20 protein-coding genes are annotated in these 17,686 nt (G+C 68.6%); 3 read left to right on the top strand and 17 right to left on the bottom strand.

Annotated features, from left to right (window positions below):
• Window positions 1-7: 7 nt before the first annotated feature.
• The 12 genes from sctT to sctV form a co-directional block, all read right to left on the bottom strand.
• Window positions 8-823: a type III secretion system export apparatus subunit SctT gene (sctT, locus tag ACEI37_RS00860; protein ID WP_025584980.1), complete on the bottom strand. Its 816-nt coding sequence runs from the start codon at window positions 821-823 to the stop codon at window positions 8-10.
• Window positions 816-1,328 (bottom strand): type III secretion protein HrpD, encoded by a 513-nt coding sequence (locus ACEI37_RS00865; protein WP_373376884.1) that lies wholly within the window; start codon window positions 1,326-1,328, stop codon window positions 816-818. The genes sctT and ACEI37_RS00865 overlap by 8 nt, the downstream gene beginning before the upstream one ends.
• Window positions 1,325-2,707, bottom strand: coding sequence for a FliI/YscN family ATPase (locus tag ACEI37_RS00870; protein ID WP_025584982.1), 1,383 nt, complete (start codon window positions 2,705-2,707; stop codon window positions 1,325-1,327). The genes ACEI37_RS00865 and ACEI37_RS00870 overlap by 4 nt, the downstream gene beginning before the upstream one ends.
• Before the next feature lie 17 nt (window positions 2,708-2,724).
• Complete coding sequence (locus ACEI37_RS00875; protein ID WP_116385079.1) at window positions 2,725-3,333, bottom strand: FliH/SctL family protein; 609 nt, start codon at window positions 3,331-3,333, stop codon at window positions 2,725-2,727.
• Window positions 3,315-4,169, bottom strand: coding sequence for a type III secretion system protein SctK (locus ACEI37_RS00880; protein ID WP_373376885.1), 855 nt, complete (start codon window positions 4,167-4,169; stop codon window positions 3,315-3,317). The genes ACEI37_RS00875 and ACEI37_RS00880 overlap by 19 nt, the downstream gene beginning before the upstream one ends.
• A complete protein-coding gene (gene sctJ, locus ACEI37_RS00885; RefSeq protein ID WP_373376886.1) occupies window positions 4,166-4,963 on the bottom strand; it encodes a type III secretion system inner membrane ring lipoprotein SctJ in 798 nt (265 codons plus the stop codon). Before sctJ ends, ACEI37_RS00880 begins: the two co-directional genes overlap by 4 nt.
• Window positions 4,960-5,427 (bottom strand): hypothetical protein, encoded by a 468-nt coding sequence (locus tag ACEI37_RS00890; protein WP_373376887.1) that lies wholly within the window; start codon window positions 5,425-5,427, stop codon window positions 4,960-4,962. The genes sctJ and ACEI37_RS00890 overlap by 4 nt, the downstream gene beginning before the upstream one ends.
• A gap of 68 nt (window positions 5,428-5,495) precedes the next feature.
• Complete coding sequence (locus ACEI37_RS00895) at window positions 5,496-5,696, bottom strand: hypothetical protein (RefSeq protein WP_018007336.1); 201 nt, start codon at window positions 5,694-5,696, stop codon at window positions 5,496-5,498.
• 105 nt (window positions 5,697-5,801) lie between these two features.
• Complete coding sequence (locus tag ACEI37_RS00900; RefSeq protein WP_373376888.1) at window positions 5,802-6,938, bottom strand: type III secretion system protein SctD; 1,137 nt, start codon at window positions 6,936-6,938, stop codon at window positions 5,802-5,804.
• Window positions 6,938-8,710, bottom strand: a complete 1,773-nt coding sequence (gene sctC, locus ACEI37_RS00905) for a type III secretion system outer membrane ring subunit SctC (protein WP_373376889.1) — start codon at window positions 8,708-8,710, stop codon at window positions 6,938-6,940. Before sctC ends, ACEI37_RS00900 begins: the two co-directional genes overlap by 1 nt.
• Before the next feature lie 53 nt (window positions 8,711-8,763).
• On the bottom strand, window positions 8,764-9,030 hold the full coding sequence (locus tag ACEI37_RS00910) for an EscS/YscS/HrcS family type III secretion system export apparatus protein (RefSeq protein WP_018007333.1): 267 nt from the start codon (window positions 9,028-9,030) through the stop codon (window positions 8,764-8,766).
• A gap of 1 nt (window position 9,031) precedes the next feature.
• Window positions 9,032-11,200, bottom strand: coding sequence for a type III secretion system export apparatus subunit SctV (sctV, locus tag ACEI37_RS00915; protein ID WP_373376890.1), 2,169 nt, complete (start codon window positions 11,198-11,200; stop codon window positions 9,032-9,034).
• Between the two features lie 203 nt (window positions 11,201-11,403).
• Between sctV and sctQ the strand changes: the two genes are divergently transcribed.
• Both sctQ and sctR read left to right on the top strand, forming a co-directional pair.
• Window positions 11,404-12,594 carry a type III secretion system cytoplasmic ring protein SctQ gene (gene sctQ, locus ACEI37_RS00920; RefSeq protein WP_373376891.1) on the top strand — a complete coding sequence of 397 codons (1,191 nt, stop codon included), beginning with the start codon at window positions 11,404-11,406 and terminating at the stop codon, window positions 12,592-12,594.
• 43 nt (window positions 12,595-12,637) lie between these two features.
• On the top strand, window positions 12,638-13,297 hold the full coding sequence (sctR, locus tag ACEI37_RS00925) for a type III secretion system export apparatus subunit SctR (RefSeq protein WP_012356083.1): 660 nt from the start codon (window positions 12,638-12,640) through the stop codon (window positions 13,295-13,297).
• A gap of 81 nt (window positions 13,298-13,378) precedes the next feature.
• Here the strand turns inward: sctR and ACEI37_RS00930 are convergent, their stop codons facing one another.
• Both ACEI37_RS00930 and ACEI37_RS00935 read right to left on the bottom strand, forming a co-directional pair.
• Window positions 13,379-13,897, bottom strand: a complete 519-nt coding sequence (locus ACEI37_RS00930) for a GNAT family N-acetyltransferase (protein ID WP_373376892.1) — start codon at window positions 13,895-13,897, stop codon at window positions 13,379-13,381.
• 66 nt (window positions 13,898-13,963) lie between these two features.
• A complete protein-coding gene (locus tag ACEI37_RS00935) occupies window positions 13,964-14,614 on the bottom strand; it encodes a TetR/AcrR family transcriptional regulator (protein ID WP_373376893.1) in 651 nt (216 codons plus the stop codon).
• Window positions 14,615-14,707: 93 nt separating this feature from the next.
• Between ACEI37_RS00935 and ACEI37_RS00940 the strand changes: the two genes are divergently transcribed.
• Complete coding sequence (locus ACEI37_RS00940; RefSeq protein WP_373376894.1) at window positions 14,708-16,159, top strand: phytoene desaturase family protein; 1,452 nt, start codon at window positions 14,708-14,710, stop codon at window positions 16,157-16,159.
• A 15-nt stretch (window positions 16,160-16,174) separates the two neighbouring features.
• Here ACEI37_RS00940 and ACEI37_RS00945 read toward each other — a convergent pair whose 3' ends face one another.
• The 3 genes from ACEI37_RS00945 to ACEI37_RS00955 all read right to left on the bottom strand — a co-directional run bounded on the left by ACEI37_RS00945 (window position 16,175) and on the right by ACEI37_RS00955 (window position 17,673).
• Window positions 16,175-16,558: a hypothetical protein gene (locus ACEI37_RS00945; protein ID WP_373376895.1), complete on the bottom strand. Its 384-nt coding sequence runs from the start codon at window positions 16,556-16,558 to the stop codon at window positions 16,175-16,177.
• Between the two features lie 33 nt (window positions 16,559-16,591).
• Window positions 16,592-17,158 carry an Hsp20/alpha crystallin family protein gene (locus ACEI37_RS00950; protein WP_373376896.1) on the bottom strand — a complete coding sequence of 189 codons (567 nt, stop codon included), beginning with the start codon at window positions 17,156-17,158 and terminating at the stop codon, window positions 16,592-16,594.
• A gap of 107 nt (window positions 17,159-17,265) precedes the next feature.
• Window positions 17,266-17,673, bottom strand: coding sequence for an Hsp20/alpha crystallin family protein (locus ACEI37_RS00955; RefSeq protein WP_373376897.1), 408 nt, complete (start codon window positions 17,671-17,673; stop codon window positions 17,266-17,268).
• Window positions 17,674-17,686: the final 13 nt, after the last annotated feature.

Genomic DNA, 17,686 nt, shown 5'->3' on the forward strand with positions numbered 1-17,686 from the left:
GTCGCTGCTAGCGTGCCGCGCCCCGGCGCAGCATCTCGATCAGGATATTGTCCGGGCGCAGGAAGCCCTGCAACGTATCGACCATCACCGCCAGCATCAGCACCAGCATCAGGAACGCCACCGAGATCTTGACCGGCTGCGCGAACTGGAACACGTCGAACTGCGGCACGAAGCGCGCGATCAGCGCAAAGCCCAGCTCGACGATCACCAGCAGCAGCAGGATCGGCGCGGCGAGCTTGACCACCCACGAGAACAGCGTGCCGGCGTAGAGGTTGGCAAAGCCCATCGACGCCAGCGACATCTCCGGCCCGAACGACATCACCGGCCAGAACGCGAACGACTCGACGATCACCCCGGTCATGGCGATAAAGCCACCCAGCGCCGCGAACAGCGCGATGCCGAAGTGCGACAGCAAGTTCTCCATGGGCCCGTCCTCCTGCTGCGTCACCGGGTCGAAGAAGGTGGCATTGCCGGAGCCGGTCTGGAAGTCGATCAGCTCGCCGATCATCTGCAGCGCGACGAAGAACAGCCCGAACGCCATGCCCAGCAGCAGCCCGATAAAGGCCTCCTTGAAGATCAGCACCAGCCACAGGCCACCGGCGACGGCGTCCAGGTCGATGCGCGCGCCCGGCGACACGAACAGCGCGATCGCCAGCACGATGCCGTTGCGCGCTACCCCGGGGATGGCCTGCTGCGACAGGAACGGCAGCACCGTAAACGCCGTCAGCAGGCGCGGCATCACCATCACGATCGGCATGATGACCTCGCGTCCCCACTGGAATAGCAAGGCGGGATCGAGCAGTTCGCCTTGCATCTCAGGCATGCCGCCCGTCGTGCCGATCAGCGTGCCAGGCGCGCGCCGCTGCTTCGTCGATGGCCTCGTCCTCGCGCCGCCCGGCGCCGGCGCGCAGCGCGCGACGCTCGCGCAGCGCCAGCTCGCGCGCGCCGTCCAGCCGCGCCTGGGCGCGCAGCAGCGCGCGGCGGGCCTCGTCGAAGGCGGCACGCCGCCGCGCCACGTCGTCGAGCACCGTGGCAAGGCTGGCATTGGCCCGGGCGATGCGGGCATCGAAGGCGCTCTGCCAGCCCTGCGCATCGAGCAGCCCCGACACCGACACCCCGCCCTGCGACGCGCCCTGCCGCAGGCGTTCGATGAACGCCGCGCGCTCGGCCAGCGCGGCCTGCACCGCCTGCTGCGCGGCCTCGGCCTGGCGCAGCCCAGCTACCACCTGCGCGCGGTGCTGCTGCAGCACCCGCAACGCGTCTTCCTGGCGGCGCTGGCGCACCGCCTCGAGCTGGCCCAGGCGCGGGTCGGCGCCGCCGGCCGTCATCGCGCGGCTCCGGCAAGCGGTGCGGGCTCGCGCACGCGCAGCGCCTGCGCCAGCTTGTCGACGGCGCCGGCAAAGGTATCGAGCCGCGCCGCCGGCTGCGCCAGGTAGGCGCGGATATCCGGCATCGCCGCCACGGCGGCGTCGGCGACGGGGTCGGCGCCGGGCCGGTATTCGCCGATCTGCAGCAGCAGCTCCAGCTCCTGGTACCGGGCCAGCAGCTGGCGCAGCCGCGCCGCGTCGCGCGCATGCGCGCCGGCCACCACCTGCGGCATCACCCGGCTGACCGACTGCAGCACGTCCACGGGCGGATACTGGCCGGCGCTGGCGAGCTTGCGCGACAGCACGATGTGGCCATCGAGGATGGAGCGCACCTCTTCGGCGATGGGATCGCTGTCGTCCTCGCCTTCGGTCAGCACGGTATACGCCGCGGTGATCGAGCCCTGCACGCCGGTGCCGGCGCGCTCCAGCAGCTGCGGCAACATCGAGAACACCGACGGCGGATAGCTGCGCCGCGTCGGCGGCTCGCCGCTGGCCAGGCCGATCTCGCGCTGCGCGCGCGCCAGCCGCGTCAGCGAATCGACCAGCAGCAGCACGCGCCGGCCCTGGTCGCGGAAATGCTCGGCAATCGCGGTGGCGGTATAGGCGCAGCGCACCCGCTCCATCGGCGAGCGGTCCGAGGTCGACACCACCAGCACCGTGCGCGCCATGCCGTCGGGGCCCAGGTTGTATTCGATGAACTCGCGCACTTCGCGGCCGCGCTCGCCCACCAGCGCGACCACGTTGACATCGCTGGACGCGCCCCGCGCCAGCATCCCGAGCAAGGTGCTCTTGCCCACGCCGGGCGGCGCGAAGATGCCCACGCGCTGGCCCTCGCCCAGCGTCAGCAGGCCATCGATGGCGCGCACGCCGGTGGCCAGCGGCTCGCGGATCAGCCGGCGCGTGAGCGGGTCGGGCGGCTCGTTGTCCACCGGCACGCGCGCCACGCCGTCGAGCGCACCCTTGCCGTCGATGGGCTCGCCCAGCGCATCGAGCACGCGGCCCAGCAGCGCGGCGCCGGCCGGGCACTGGTGGCCATGGGCCGACGGGATGACCTCGGTCAGCGCCGACACCCCGGTGGTGCGCCCCAGCGGCGTGAGCAGCGCGGTCTGCTGCACGAAGCCGACCACCTCGGCCAGCAGGGGCGGCTCGCCGGGCGTGACCAGCTGGCACAGCTCGCCCACATGGGCCTGGATGCCGGTGGCGTTGATCAGCATGCCCACCGCCTTGCTGACGCGGCCGCGCATCGCCACCGGCGTGAAATGCTCGAACGCGCGTTCCAGGTCGGCGGCGGCATGCTGCAGCGCGGCTTCGATATCGGTGGCGGGAAGTTCGGTGGACATGTCGTCAGTCTCTGGGATCAGCCCGCCCGCAGCCGGCGCGCAAAGGCCTCGAGCTGGGCCTGCAGGCCCACTTCCATGGTGCCCGAGGGGGTCTGGATGCGGCAGGCATCGGGTTCCAGCCCCGGCTCGACCACCACGTTGGCGCGGCGCGGCCACTCCTGGGTCTCGGCCAGCCGGTCGAGCAGGCTGCGCACCGCCTGCTCGCGGCCCAGCGGGATCTGGATGGTGATGAAGGGCTCGGCGCGCACCAGCGCCTCGACGCGCTGCAGCGCCACCTCCAGGATGATGTCGGGATCGAGTTCGCCGGCAATCTGCTGCACCGCCTTCATCACGATCTCGGCCATGGTGCGGCGCATCGCGCCAAGCTGGCGCTCGGCCTCGGCGGCGGTGCTGACCTGCGCCGCGGCATGGTCGGCGTGCGCGCGCGCCCAGCCTTCGCGGTAGCCGTGCTGGCGGCGCTCCTCGGCCTCGCGCTGGGCTTCCGTGCGGATGTGCATCGCCTCGCTGCGCGCGGACTCGATCACCGCGGCGGCGTCGAGCAAGGCGGCATACTCGGCCTCCTTCAGCACCTTGCGCTCCGACAGCAGCTGCAGGTTTTCGCTGGTGATCAGAAAAGCCAGTGCCATGCCGGGAACCGTTCGGGGATCAGGTTGAGCAGCAACAGTTCGCGCAGCTGCGCGGACTGCGCCGGGGTCAGCGGTGCCGGCGACAACGCCGCCAGCCGCCGGGGAAACTTGCGCCGCAGTGCCTGCAGCAGCGGCTCGGCGTGTTCGCCGTGTGGTGCGTCGGCGGCCAGCAGCCCGCACAACAGCCGATAGCCGCGCTCCACCATCAGCCGGCCGGCGCCGGCCGGGTGCGCGCGCAGCGGCGCCAGGTTCATCGGCAGCGCCGGCAGCGCCGGCACGCGCTTCAGGATAAAGGCCACGGCGTGGCGGTCGAGCCGGCGCGCGGCACGGCGCATCGCGCGCGGCGCACTGCCGATCAGCGGCGCCGCCAGGGCCCCGGGCAGCGGCCCGATGCTGTCGGCAAGCTGTGCCGGCAGCATGCGGCGCTCGCTGGCAAAGCCCGTCTGGTGCACCGCCAGGCCGAGCCACCACGCCAGCAGGCGCAGGTCGCTGCGCGGCATCAGCACCAGCCGCGCCAGCGAGGGCGGCGCCTCGAGCAGGCGGTGGATCACGGCGTCACGGCTACCGTCCGCGCCGGCCAGGCCCAGCGGCTGCGCCAGCACGTCGGCGGCGGCGGGCCCGAAGCGCTCCGCGCGGCGCCACGCCAGTGGCCAGTCGTCCGGCAGCCAGCTGGGATGCAGATGCGCCAGCGGCCGCTGCACCAGGTCCGCCACCGCGCGCGCCAGCGCCGGATCCGGCAATGCCGGCGGCGCGGGCGCCAACGCGGCGGCCAGCGCGCCGGGCAGGTAGGCGCCGGGAGCGGCCTCCGCAGCGGCAACGGTCGATAGCGGCGTCAATTAGCGCTCCGCGGCGCGCCACGCCGCTGCGGCCAGCGCAGCACGCCGCGCTGCCACGCCACCACGGCCGCGACGGCCAGTGCAAGCGCCACCGCCGCGCCGACCGCGATCGCGGCGAACCGTCCGACGGCAAAGCCGGCCGCCGGGCCCGGTGTGCCAGCCTGCGGCGCGAACGGGCGCGCCTCGACCAGCGACAGCGACACGTTGTCGTGGGTCACGCCTTCGATGCTGTGCGCCACCATGTCCTTGACGGTCGGCACCAGCAGGCGCAGGTCGGTATCGGCGCGGTGCTTGATGAACACCGCCGCCGACGACGGCCGGACCTTGTCCGAGAGCGGATCGGTGGCGGGAATCACCACATGCACGCGCGCGGTGACCACGCCGTCGATATTGCGCAGCGTTTCCGACAGCTCCTGCGACAGCGCGAAGATATAGCGCATGCGTTCTTCCGTCGGCGTCGCCACCAGCCCCTGCTTCTGGAACACCTGCCCCAGCGAGGCAAAGCGTTCGCCCGGCAGGCCTTCGCTGCGCAGGATCTCCAGCGCGGCGGGCAGCTGCGATTCCTCGACGCGCACGCGCCACTGGCCCTCGCCCGTGCCGCCGCTGGTGTCGGCGCGCGCCTTTTCCGCGTCGATGCCCTCGGCGGTCAGCGCGGCCAGCACCTGGTTGGCCTCGGGTTCGTTCAGCGACGCGTACAGGTCGACCTTGCACGCGGCCAGCGCCAGCGCCATCAGCGCCGGCGCCAGCCGGGCCGCGCGCGCAAGGCGCCGGCACAGCGGTGGCGTGGACATCATTGCTGGTTCTTCAGCAGGCTGTTGAACAGGTTGGTGCCGGCGCTGCCAATGCTGGAGGTCACGTGGATCGACGAGAACAGTTCCAGCGACTGCGTCTGCAGCAACATCGCCTGGTAGACCACCTCGCTGGTGCTGCCCTCGTAGATCGACGCGAACATGCCGTCGCGCAGTTCCTGCAGGCGTGCGGCCTGGCGCGCCGATTCCTCGCCGGCCGAGACATAGCTGGCGCGGATGGCGTTGCCGAGCGTCGTCGAAGTCGGGTCTGCCGCCTGGCTCACGTGCGCGGTGCGCGAGCCGTCGGCGGCGCGGCCCTGCTGGACCATCTGCGCGAACTGCCGGGCGTCGGCCGGGTCGGCCTGCGCGGCGGGGGCCGCGGCCGGCGACTGGTGTGCGGCGACAGTGGCGCTGTCAGGTGCGGCGCCGGCGGCGGTGGCGGCGGCAATGGCGGCGGTCGGGTCCATCATGGCTCTCCTTGCAATGCGTTAGGACGTTAGGCGCCCCGGCACGCCGGGGCGCATGGCGGTCCCTGCCGTCAGTTGGTGCGCGAGGTCTGCTTGACGTCCTGCATCGCGCCCTGGACCAGGTTGGCCTTCTGCGTGTTGTGGGCCATCTCGCTGCTGACCACCGCGTTCTGGCGCGTCAGCGTGTCCTGCAGGCCCAGGATGTTCACCGAGAACTCCTGCGCTTTCTGCTGGATTTCCTGCATCTTGGCATTGAGGTCGACTTCAGCCATGACAATCTCCTTCAGGTAGGTTGGCGTCATACACCTGCCCTCCGGGGGCAAGCGGCATCTGCGCCCGCGGGCGCAAATCCTGTGGCACGGCGCGCGCGTGCGCCGTCATCGCCGTGCCTGCGGCGGCACCGGGCTGTCCTTCAGCACCACGCCATCCGCGTCGATCCGTTCGATCTCGGCGCCGTTCTTCAGCACCGCGCCTTCGAAATAGCGCGCGCCGTTGGCCAGCTGCACCGAGCGCGTACCGTTGCCGTCCTCGGTAATGCTGACCACGCGCGCAGGGAACACGCCCTGCCAGTTCTCCATCTGGCCGTCGCGGACCTGCCGTCGCCGGCTGTCGGCGGTCTCGCGGTAATCGATCTTGTCGGACACCAGCACGCCCGGGTGCAGGTCCTCGATCACGCGCCGCACCTTGTCGCGGCCGTGCACCGGGTCGGCGGTGCCGCTCAGCAGCACCCGGCCCTGGCCCTGGTAGGCGATGCCGACGCCAGGCTCGTCCAGGTAGCGCTGGATATGCTCGATCAGGTCGTCGGCCGAGCGCACCTGCTGCTGCACGCCGCGGCCGAACGGCGTCAGCGCCTGCACGATGCGCTGCCGGTCCACGCGCGAATTGACGAAGCCCTTGACCGTGACCGTGCCGTTGGGCAGCGACACCACCTCCAGTTCCGGATACGCGGCCACGGTCTTGCGCACCGCGGCGGGGTCCGCCTGCTGCGCGCGCGGCGCCAGCCCGCCATTGGCATAGGTGGCGGCGAGCCAGCCGGCGCCGACCAGCCCCACCACGCCGGCCACGCCCAGCGCCGCCAGCAGCACGCGCCCGGGCCGGCGCCCGCCCTGCTGCTGCGCGTCGGCGTCGCGCGCGGCGCGCCGGCCGGATTCGGCCCAGGCAAAAAGCGTGTCGGTGGCCTCCGACATGCCCGGCTGCGCGCGCAGCAACTCCACGTCGAGGGCGCCGATGGTAAGGATGTCGCCGCCCGCCAGCGCGAACGCGCGCTGCGTGGTGGCGCGGCCGTTGACGTTGACCGCGGCCTCGCCGACGCGCTCGGCCGAGACTGCCAGCTCGCCGACGTTCAGCACCAGGTGGCGCGGCTGCACCTCGGCGCCGGGCACGCTGATGTCCACGTCCGCCGCGGTGCCGAGCACATTGGCGCCGCGCCGCAGCGTGACCTGGCGGCCGTAGACGTCGCCGCCGAGGAATCGCAGGGTCCAGCCCGAAGCCTGGGAATCGCGCAGGTCGGCCATCAGCTCATCCCCGGGATCACCAGGCGCGGCGTCAGCAGGTAGAAGCGCTCCATGTTGTTCTGGCGCTTCTCCTGGTACTTGAACAGGTTGCCGATGATCGGCACGTCCTGCAGCAGCGGCACGCCGGACGAGGCATTGACCTTCTCTTCGGTGGTGTAGCCGGCGATCAGCAGGCTCTTGCCCTCTTCCACCATCGCCTGCGTGGTGATCGAGCGACGCCGCACCACCGGAATGCGGTCGACGGTCTCGCCCGACAGGTTGCCGTCGGCGATGTCGATGGTCAGCATCACCGCGCGGCTCTGCTGCTCGTCGACCACCAGCGGGGTCACGCGCACCGCCGTGCCGGCGGTGACGTTGAACAGGCCCGCATCCTGGAAGCCATCGACGCGCACATAGAATTCCTGCAGGTTCTCCAGCGCGGCCTCGGTGTTGTCGAGCGTCAGCACCTTGGGCCGCGCGACGAAGTTGGCCTGGCCGCGCTCGGCCAGCGCCTTGACGCGCGTGAGCAGGTAGCGGGTCACGTCGTTGCCGATGGCGCCGGTGAACTGCAAGCCGCTGCCGATAGTCGCCGCGGTGGTGCCCGCCTCATTGGCCAGATTGCCGAAGCTCAGGCCGGCGTTGCCGTTGCCGCCGCCGAGCTGCAGGTCGACATGGCGTGTATGCAGGCGCCAGTCGACCCCCAGGCTGTCCAGGTCGGCCTGGCTGATGTCCATGATGGTAACTTCGATCTCCACCAGCCGCGGCTTGACGTCCAGCGATTCGATCAGGCGCCGGTACTGCGCCATCTTGTCCGGGGTGTCGCGCACGATCACCGCATTCAGGCGGGTATCGGCCTGGAACTGCGGCAGCTGGCCGCTGCCCCAGTTGTTCTGCAGACCCGGTCCCAGCCCACCGCCGCCCATGGCATCGAGCATCTGCGACGGATCCGCGCTGGGAATGCCCATGCCGCTGCCGCCGCCCTCGCCCATGCGCAGCTTGGCCTGGCGCGTGGCGCCACGGCTGGTGCCCAGGCTGGGGCCGGTACCTGTGGCAAGCGTGCGGTTGCGGCCGTACAGGTTGCGCAGCACCGTGACCACGCCGGGCACGGTCATCTCCTTGCCGGCGCGGTTGATGCGGAAGTCCGAGGCCCACGAGTACTTGAGCGGGAACAGCTGGATCTCGGCGTGTTCGTCGGCGAGAGAGCGGTCGTCGACCGCGCGCACCGCGGCGCGTACGGTCTCGACGTAGCGCTTGGGCCCCGACACCATCAGCGTGCCTTCCGCGTCGTTGATGGTGATGGGATAGCGCGAATCGGGCACCTGCATGCGCTCAAGCGAATCGCGCAGCCGCGGGCCGGAGCCGCGTGCGATCGGCAGCACCTCGCTGCGGGCCTCGCTGGCGACGTCGATATAGAGCAGCGAACCATCGTAGTAGTAGGTCAGCCCGAACATCGAGCACACGCTCTTGAGCACATGCTGCGCGGATTCGTTGAACTTGCCGCTGATGGTGCCCTCGACCTTGGGATCGATCACCGCCGTGGTGCCCTGCGAGGCCGTCAGCTCGCGCAGGAAGTCGGCCAGCCGCTTGTCGCTGGCCGAGGCCTGGAACGGCTTGTTGGGCCAGCGCAGGTCCGCCGCGCGCGCCAGCTGCGTGCCGCACAGCAGCGTGCCCGCCAGGCACAGCAGCGCCGCCGCGGCGCGCCATGGCCGCCGTGGCGGCGGGCATTGGCGCCATGCCGGCAGGCGCGTGGCGCGGCCAGTTGATCCGTGTTCCCCGTGGTGCCCCAGCATCATGTCAGTTTGCTTGTCCGTTGGTCCTGCGTGGTTGCCTGCGCATCGATTTCTCCTTACAGGAAGGTCAGCATGGTCTGCAGCGCGCGTTGCGCGAAGCGCATCACCTCGCCGCCCAGCCAGCCGCCCAGCAGCACCAGCGACACCAGCACCGCGATCAGCCGCGCCGAGGTGCCGATGCTCTGGTCCTGGATCTGCGTCACCGCCTGCAGCACCGCCACCACCAGCGCCACCAGCGTGCCGATCAGCACCACCGGCAGCGTGACCCACAGCACCACCAGCAGCGCCTGGCGCGTGATGTCGAGGATGGTGTCGGCGCCCATCTCACTCTCCGGCCGGGTTCTGGATCCAGCCCACCGGCACCAGCGTCACGTCTTCATCGACCTCCTGGTACGACAGCACCGGGATGCGCGGCGCGACCGGCTCGATCAGCCGCTTGATATAGCGGCGCACATCGACGCTGACCACCACCACCACGCGCGCGGCGCCGGCACCGCCCGCCGCGCCCGCTCCGCCCGCCCCGCCCGCCTTCTCGGCGGCCTTCTCCAGCAGCACGCGCAGCTGCTCGCGGATATCGCGCGTGACGTCGTGGCTGAGCAGCAGCAGGTTGCCGCGCGCGGCCTTCTCGATCGCGCCCTGCACGCGCGCTTCCAGCGCGGGTTCGAACAGCACCGCGTCGAGCGAGCGGTTGGCGCCGACATGGCGGCTGGTGATCAGGCGCCCCAGGTCCACGCGCACCAGCTCGGTCAGCGCGATCGCATCGGTTTCCTTGGGCGCCCAGGTGACCAGGCTTTCGAAAATAGTGCGCAGGTTGCGGATCGGCACACCCTCCTGCAGCAGCCGGCGCAGCACGTCGGTGATGCGCTGCAGCGGCACTACGCGCGCCAGCTCCATCACCAGGTCCGGCGCCTCGGCCTGGATCACGTGGATCATCGACTGCACGTCCTGGATGCCCAGCAGCGGCGCCGCATGCTGCTTGATCACCGCGCCCACGTGCACCGCCAGCACCTCCTCGCACGACAGCGTGCGCACGCCGTCGGCGGCGCCGGTCTCGGCCGGCACCCACACCACTTCCGGGAACGGGCCGAACGGCGCGCCGGCCTCGGCCACGCCCTGGTCCACGCGCGCGCGGGCACCCGGCTCCAGCAGCCGCTTGCCTGGGCGCAGCACGCCGCCCGAGGCCACCACATCCTGCACGCGGATGGCGTACGCATCGCGCTCGCCCAGCGCGCGGTGCTGGATCCGCAGCCGCGGGAACACCATGCCGAGCTCGGCCTCGACCTCGCCCTTGGCGGTGGTCATGCGCTGCTCGAACAGCCGCAGGTCGATGCGCCCGCGCAGCGCTTCGTCCAACTCCAGCGCGAGCGCCGGCGCCACCGCGGCCTGGGTGCCGGCCGCGGCCGCGCCGTCGTCCGCGTCGGCCATTTCGATCCAGGTGACGGTGCCGGTGCTGCGCTGCGCACGGCGCAGCAGCAGGTAGCCGCCGCCGGCGACCACCAGCGCCATCAGCCCGAAGGTCCACTTCGGAAAGCCCGGCACCACCAGGAACACCGCAATGGCGAGCCCCGATACCACCAGCGCCTTGGGCTGGGCCAGGATCTGCTTGCCGATGACCTCGCCCAGGTTGGGCGAGCGGGTGCGCTCTTCATCGGACGAGACCCGCGTGATCACCACCCCGGCCGCGATCGACACCAGCAGCGAGGGGATCTGCGACACCATGCCATCGCCGATGGTCAGGATGGCATAGCGCTGCAGCGCTTCGCCGATGCTCATGTCCTTCATCAGTGTGCCGATGGTGATGCCCGCCAGGATATTGACCAGCGCGATCACCACGCCGGCGATGGCATCGCCCTTGACGAACTTCATCGCGCCGTCCATGGCGCCGTGCAGCTGGCACTCCTGCTCCAGCGCGCGGCGGCGCTCCTGCGCCTGGCCTGCGCTGATGGTGCCGGCGCGCACATCGGCGTCGATGCTCATCTGCTTGCCCGGCATCGCATCCAGCGCAAAGCGCGCCCCCACCTCGGCGACGCGCTCCGAGCCCTTGGCGATGACGATGAACTGCACGATGGCGATGATCAGGAACACCACGCCGCCGACCACCACGTTGTTGCCGACGATCAGCTTGCCGAAGGTATCGATGATGTGGCCGGCGTCGGCATGCAACAGGATCAGCTTGGTCGAGGCGATGTTCAGCGACAGCCGGAACAGCGTGGTGAACAGCAGCAGCGACGGGAACGTCGACAGCGACAGCGCCGACGGGATATAGGTAGCGACGATCAGCAGGGTCAGGCTCATGCCCAGGTTGATCGTCAGCAGCAGGTCCAGCAGGAAGGTCGGCAGCGGCAGCACGAACAGTGCGATCACGGCAAACAACAGCAGCGTCAGCGCCAGGTCTGACTGGCGCGACGCCGCCGCGGCCATCTGCTGCAGCCCCGGCGCGCCCGGGCCGAGGCCGCGCGGGAACGCTGGGAGGTTTGCCGGGAGTTTCGCCATCGTCCTTGCCGGTGGGATCAGTGGCCGCAGTGTATGGCCGGCCCCGCACAGCGACCAGTACCGAGGATTCGTAGCGCGGGCCGCACATCCGGCCCGCGTGGCCGATGCGCGGCGGCTGCTCGCGCTGGCCTACAAGGCTTCGTAGTGGACGCGGCTGCACCCCGCTGCTTATCGTTGCGTCTCGAGCAACCCAGCCACCCCATATGTCTTCCGTCCTGCCCCGCCCTGGCCGTGACCCGTCCGCCCTGGCGCCCGCCGTGGCGCCGCCCGGCGGCGCCACGCGCGTGCTGGTGCACGGCGCCGCCGCGGCGGCAAGGCTTGCCACGGCGGGCCTCGATGCCACGCCGGCGCTGCCGCATATGGAGCCCGATACCGCGCGGCTGTCCGGCTGGCTGGCCTGCCGCGCGGCCGCCGTGCCGGTGCGAGCGGGCGGCCAGGACTGGCAATTGCGTTTTGTCCCCGCCGACCCGGAGATCGCGGCGCGGCCCGGGGCCGGCTATGCCTTCACCTGCGGCAGCAGCCACGGCGTGCTGCGCTGGGACGTGGCCAGCGAACGCCTGCTGCTGGGGGTTCCCGGCGCCGCCGAAGCGCTGCCCGCATTGCTGCGCCACGCGCTGATGGCAGACGCGCTGGCCGAAGCGGTGGCGGCACTGGGCCATGCCGTGCCCGACGCCTTCAGCTGGCAGCCTGACGGCGGCCGTGCGCAGGCATTGGCTGCGGCCCATGCCTTCGGCTTCGAGCTGCGGCGCGACGCGCCGCCGGCGCGGCTGCGCGGCACGCTGCAACTGGACCAGCCCGAGCGCCTGTCGGCGCTGCCCGCGCGGGCGGCCATGCCGGCACCGGCGTGGATGGAGCGAATGCCGGTGCCGATCGCGGTGCGCATCGGCACCACGCGGCTGGCGCTGGGCGAGACGCACGGCATCGAGCCCGGCGACATCGTCGGCATCGACGACTGGCATTCGCAGGGCAGCGCGCTGGTGGTGCGCTGTACCACCGGGCGCCACGGCCCGGGCTGGACCGCGCTGGCCGAGGGCCGGCGGCTGCTGGTGCAGGCCGGCGCCGACAGTACGGACGTTTCAAACGGAGCGCATATGGAAGAGCAAGACCCTGCACGGCAGGCCCAGCCCATTCCCCATCCGGACGGGGCCCAGCCGCCGCTGTCGCGGCTGGACCAGCTGGAGGTGACGCTGCGCTTTGAAGTGGGCGACGTCGCGGTGCCGCTGGCCGAGCTGCGCGCGGTGGCCCCGGGCTATGTGTTCGAGCTGCCGCAGCCGCTCAAGCAGAGCGAGGTGCGCATCGTCGCCAACGGCAACCGCATCGGCACCGGCACCCTGATCGCGGTCGGCAACCGGCTGGGCGTGCGCATCACCACCTTTGCCGGCGGCGACGCATGAATCGCGGCAGGCCGCCCTCTCCCGTCGCGCCCGGGTGCATGCGATGAACAGCGGACTCTACAACCCGGTCCTGATCCTGACCATCATCCTGACGTTCGGCATTGCGCCGTTCGTCGCGCTGATGGTGACCAGCTACACCAAGCTGGTGATCGTGTTCGGCCTGCTGCGCGCCGCGCTGGGCCTGCAGCAGGTGCCGCCGAACATGGTCCTGAATGGCATCGCCATCATCCTGACCGCCTACATCATGGCGCCGATCGGCTCCGACGCCTTCGACGCCATCAAGCGCCGCGCCGACGCCAACGCCGCCTTCAACGTCAACGACGTGGTCACCGTCTACGACGCGGTCAGCGGCCCGCTCAAGGAATTCCTGGTCAAGCACACCGAGGAGCGCAACCGCACCTTCTTCGTCCAGTCCGCCAAGCGCATCTGGCCCGAGGGCCGCGCCGACGACCTCAAGTCCGACGACATGATGGTGCTGATCCCCAGCTTCACGCTGTCGGAGCTGACGCGTGCCTTCCAGATCGGCTTCGTGGTCTACCTGGTGTTCGTGGTGGTGGACCTGATCGTCGCCGCCATCCTGCTGGCGCTGGGCATGTCGATGGTGGCGCCGACCACGATCTCGGTGCCGTTCAAGCTGCTGCTGTTCGTGATGCTGGAGGGGTGGACGCAGCTGATCCAGGGGCTGGTGCTGTCGTATCGGTGAGGGTGGGTGCCGTCGCACTCATACCACTGCGACCGTGACGAGTCACGGACGATGCGTACGAAGCCCGACCCTGACCCGTAGCTAGGCCTTCATCTCGAATGACTCGTGATACCTGACCACACCCGAGGGCAGGTGCGGGCCGAACGCAAGGGCTTGAAAGTACTCCGCCGGAACCCCGGGCAGTACGAGCGATGACCGTGCCGCGAATCCAAAGCGGGAATAGTAGGCCGGTTCCCCCAGTACCACGCAGCCTTGCGCGCCGGACTGTTTCAGGCGATCCAGGGCCGCACGGATGAGCTGCGACCCCACCCCGATGCCTTGATGAGCAGGCAGCACCGATACCGGACCCAGTCCGTACCATCGCGCACTTCCGTCCGAGATTTCGACCGGGGAAATGGCGACATGGCCGACCACCTGGCCGGACAGTTCCGCGACAAGCGAGATCTCCAACTGTCCGGCCGCCCTCAGGGCCGTGATGATCAGCTGTTCCGTGCCACTGGAGTGGGTGGCGACTGCGAAGGCGGCCTGTGTCACCTGGGTAATTGCCTGTGCGTCGTCCGGACGCTCGCTCCTGATCAGGAGCGCATCAAACGTGGTCATTCAGTTTTCCTAAGATCGATACACATGGAAGCCCAACCGAAAGGCACTGAGTGTTGAGCCGAACGTTTATCGCCTTCGCGACCCCGCTGCATGGGGCCTGGTACCGGGCGCAGTGTCATCAGCATGGGCGGCGCCCTGCATAAAGAAATCCAGGGCGTTGCCAAGCTCGTCCTCCAGGCCCACGTCCGCGTTGCTCAACCAGGTCATGACGGCACCCAGATACAGGAAATGCAGATAGTGCGCCAGGCGCTCGGCCGCCGTATCAGACCGGATCTCTCCGGCCTGTTGTGCCTGGTCGATGAGCTGCACATACAAGGGAAGCATGTCCGAACTGGTCTGCTGTTCCATGCCATCACGCACTTGCTGGAAGCGGAAGCGGATATACGGCGCCGCATACTGGCGATGGTGTTCCCACCAGTTGGCCGAGCCATGCCATAGCGTTGCCACGCGTGCGACGAAGGACTCCCGAGTCAGCACGTAGTCCTCCACCGCCGCTTGCAGGTCTTCCGCGAGTTCGTTGTGCATCCAGTGCACCAACACCGCCTCTTTGACGGGGAAGTGGTTGTAGAGCGTGCCTCTCGCAACATCCGCCTCTGCCGCGATCTGTTCCATCGTGACCGCTTCATATCCGTTGCGTTCAAATAACGCGTGCGCGGTGGCAGCGATGCGGTCACGCGTCTGCTTTCTTTTTCGGACAATCCGATCGTCTTCGCTCATTGCAGTTGCGGCCTAATTGGACATTGTCTAGTATTGTACATTGTCCAATATCACGAGGGGAAGCCGTTGATGTGCGCAAGGAAAGAATCTCCCATGGTGGTCATCGGGGCCGGGCTGGCAGGACTGGCCGCTGCGCTCTCACTGTCTCGTCGTGGCATCCCGGTGATGGTTGTGGAGGCGCAGCAGAGCGCGGGTGGCTGCTGTTCGACCGAGGTGTCCGACGGGTACACCTTCAACAATGGCGCGGTATACGTGGCCGTGCCCTCATTGCTTCGTGCCGCCTTCGGACGCGTGGGCCTGAGCTTCGATGACGAAGTCGAACTCGTCGGCATCGCAAAGCCACACGCGACTTTTCTCGACAACGGCACCGCCGTGCACCTTTCCACCGCGGAGCACTCGTACGTGGACGGCGCCGACGACAACCGCCGGACGCAGGTACTTCGAGACGGGCTGGCCAAGCTACGGGACGATTGGCGTCCGATCTACGCAACCTTGGTCCGCGACGTGCTTCCGGAAGAACCGTCGCTGTTACGTACGGCCGGCAAGCTCTGGAGGCACCTGCCGCGAATGGGCGGGCACGTAAACGGCCTGATCGCGTCCTATTTTCCGGATGGGGATCTGCAGGCTGCTGTCGCGTCCACGCTGCTCTACACAGGCCTCGCACCCGACCGGCTACCGGCGACACAGATCATCGGCTTGCTGGCTTTGCTGGAGGAAGGCTTTCACCTGCCGCGCGGCGGCATGGGCGCCATTAGCGATGCGCTGCTGCGAGCCCTGCAGAGTCAATCCGTCTCGGTACGCTTCGGTACCCGCGTCAAGGAAATCGTCGTCAGCGACGGTCGGGTGCATGGCGTTGTGCTAGCCGACGGAGAACACATCCCGGCCTCGCACGTCGTCGCCACGTGTTCGGGATTGGGTGTCGTGAAGAACCTGCTGCGTGCCGCCGACGTCCCGCGCAGCCTGGCGGCAAAGGCAGCCAAGGCTCCGTTGTCGCACAGGGCCATCTCCATCCAGATTGGATATTCCGGTGCCGCGGCAGCCGACGCGTTCATCGTCAACCATGTACCGGCGATGGCAAAACAAGGCGCCATGCACGTTCTGAGATCCGACGTCCCGCAATGGATTTCGTACACGCAGCCAACGCGGGTTCTCCCGGAACTGGCATCAGGAGGCAGGCATATCATCGAGCTATACGCGCCCGCCAGCGATATTCGGTCGGTATCCGAATGGAATCCGGCATGGAGCGATTCGGCGCTGGCGAGATACCTGGACGCGTTGCAGAAGCGAGTCCCCGCCATGGCCATCGAAAGCACCCGCGTGCTCGACCCGCAGGACTTTGCCCGGGAACGACAACTGTATGAAGGTGCGCTGTATGGAATTGCCCCGGGTTCTCCACCCCACCGATTCCTTCCGCATCGGACACCGATCCGCGGGCTATACCTGGGCGGACAAACGACGTTCCCGGGCTATGGCGTGCCGTCGGCGATGCTGTCTGGCATACAGTCCGCGGAGTCGCTGGTCGCGGACTTGTCTCGGTCGAGCTGACTTGTCAAGTCGCCCTCACTGGATCGGGGGCACTATCCCAAGCTTTTCCGCCAGCATTCGTTCGTAGACGCCGAAGTGCAGATCCACCTCCGCCTGGCTCACTACCACGACCTCGAAGTTGACCTTCTCCGGTTTGAGCCCGAACATCGTGGCCAACGCCACCTCCAGCTGAGTAGCAGCGGCTTTATCTTTCGGAAAGGTCGTGCCGACGCTGATCGTGTACGCTTTTTCGCCGTCTGCCGTGACTGCAACCAGGCGAGCCGCGGCACTGAGATTGTTTTCGATGGCAATCTTGGCCACTTCAGCCACACTTCGCGCCTTCTCCGTCGGGAAGCCGCGTACGCACCTGAGGCGTACGCGGTGCTTGCCCAGGGTCATCCAATCCGTATCAAACTCCATAAGTCATGTCCTTTGAATCGGCTTGCACAGACGTTATTTGATCTCGATTTTCCGGGCTGCAGGCGTTGGTGAGCCGGTCTTCGGAAAACTCAGGCTCAAGACACCGCGTTCGAACTTGGCATCGACCCTGTCCAGGTCGAGACCGTCCGGCAGAGGAACGCTACGCATGAATGCTCCGTATGAACGTTCCAACCGATAACAGCCATTCTCCTCGGATTGGACGTCCTGCCTCTTCTCGCCCCGGATCACCAAGGCGCCGTCCTCGATGGTCGTTTGCACGTCCTGGCGGTCCATGCCCGGCAGCTCGGCGGTGATACGCAACGCCGCGCCGTCGTCGACCACATCGATCCGCGGTTGAAAACGCGAAGAGCTGAAGTCGCCAAACCATCTGTCCAGGCCACCGAAGTTCGCCAACGGTTCGTGAAAGAAGTCACCCATCGCACGCCAGGGTTCACCGGCGAAGAAGCGAGAGACGTCTGGCCATTCGCCCCCCCGATGTCTCGTTGGAATGCCGCCTGCGGTGGTGTCCGCGGGGGATTTTTCTTCGGTTGTTTTCCGCAAGAACTTGAATGGATTCCACTTGCCGAGCTCGGTTTTCATGTTGCACCCCCAACGATCGAGAGATACTGCCCAACACGCGAACGCGCGATGCCAACGCGGCAGCGCCTGGTATAGCGCGCTCGCTCGGCGAATATAAGGTCACAAGCTCATGCCATATCGATAGCGATGCGGCGCGGACGCGCTTCCTCACGGCGCGGAATCGTCAGCTTCAATACCCCATCCTGCAGATTCGCCTCAATCCTCGCCGCATCCAGGTCGGGGCTCAGCGAGAAAGCCCTGGCGAAATGCGGCTGTCGGATCTCCGCGTACTGGACGCGCAGGCCAGAGGGCATCGGAACGACCGCCTCTGCCTCGATACGAAGGCTGCCATCATGGACGCTGACATCCAGCTTTTCCCGGGGTACACCCGGCAAGTCCGCCCATAGGGTGACGCCGCTGGCGTCCTCGACAATGTCAACAGCCGGCAGCACAGTGATGGTCTGCGTAGTCTTGTCGTCTTGCCGTTGCGCAAGAGCATTGTCCGGCTGCGCTACGACTTGATTCATCTCGGCCATGGCAGTCTCCTTG

Origin of the sequence: Cupriavidus nantongensis, from assembly GCF_041726985.1 — a bacterium.
Lineage (GTDB): Bacteria > Pseudomonadota > Gammaproteobacteria > Burkholderiales > Burkholderiaceae > Cupriavidus > Cupriavidus nantongensis_A.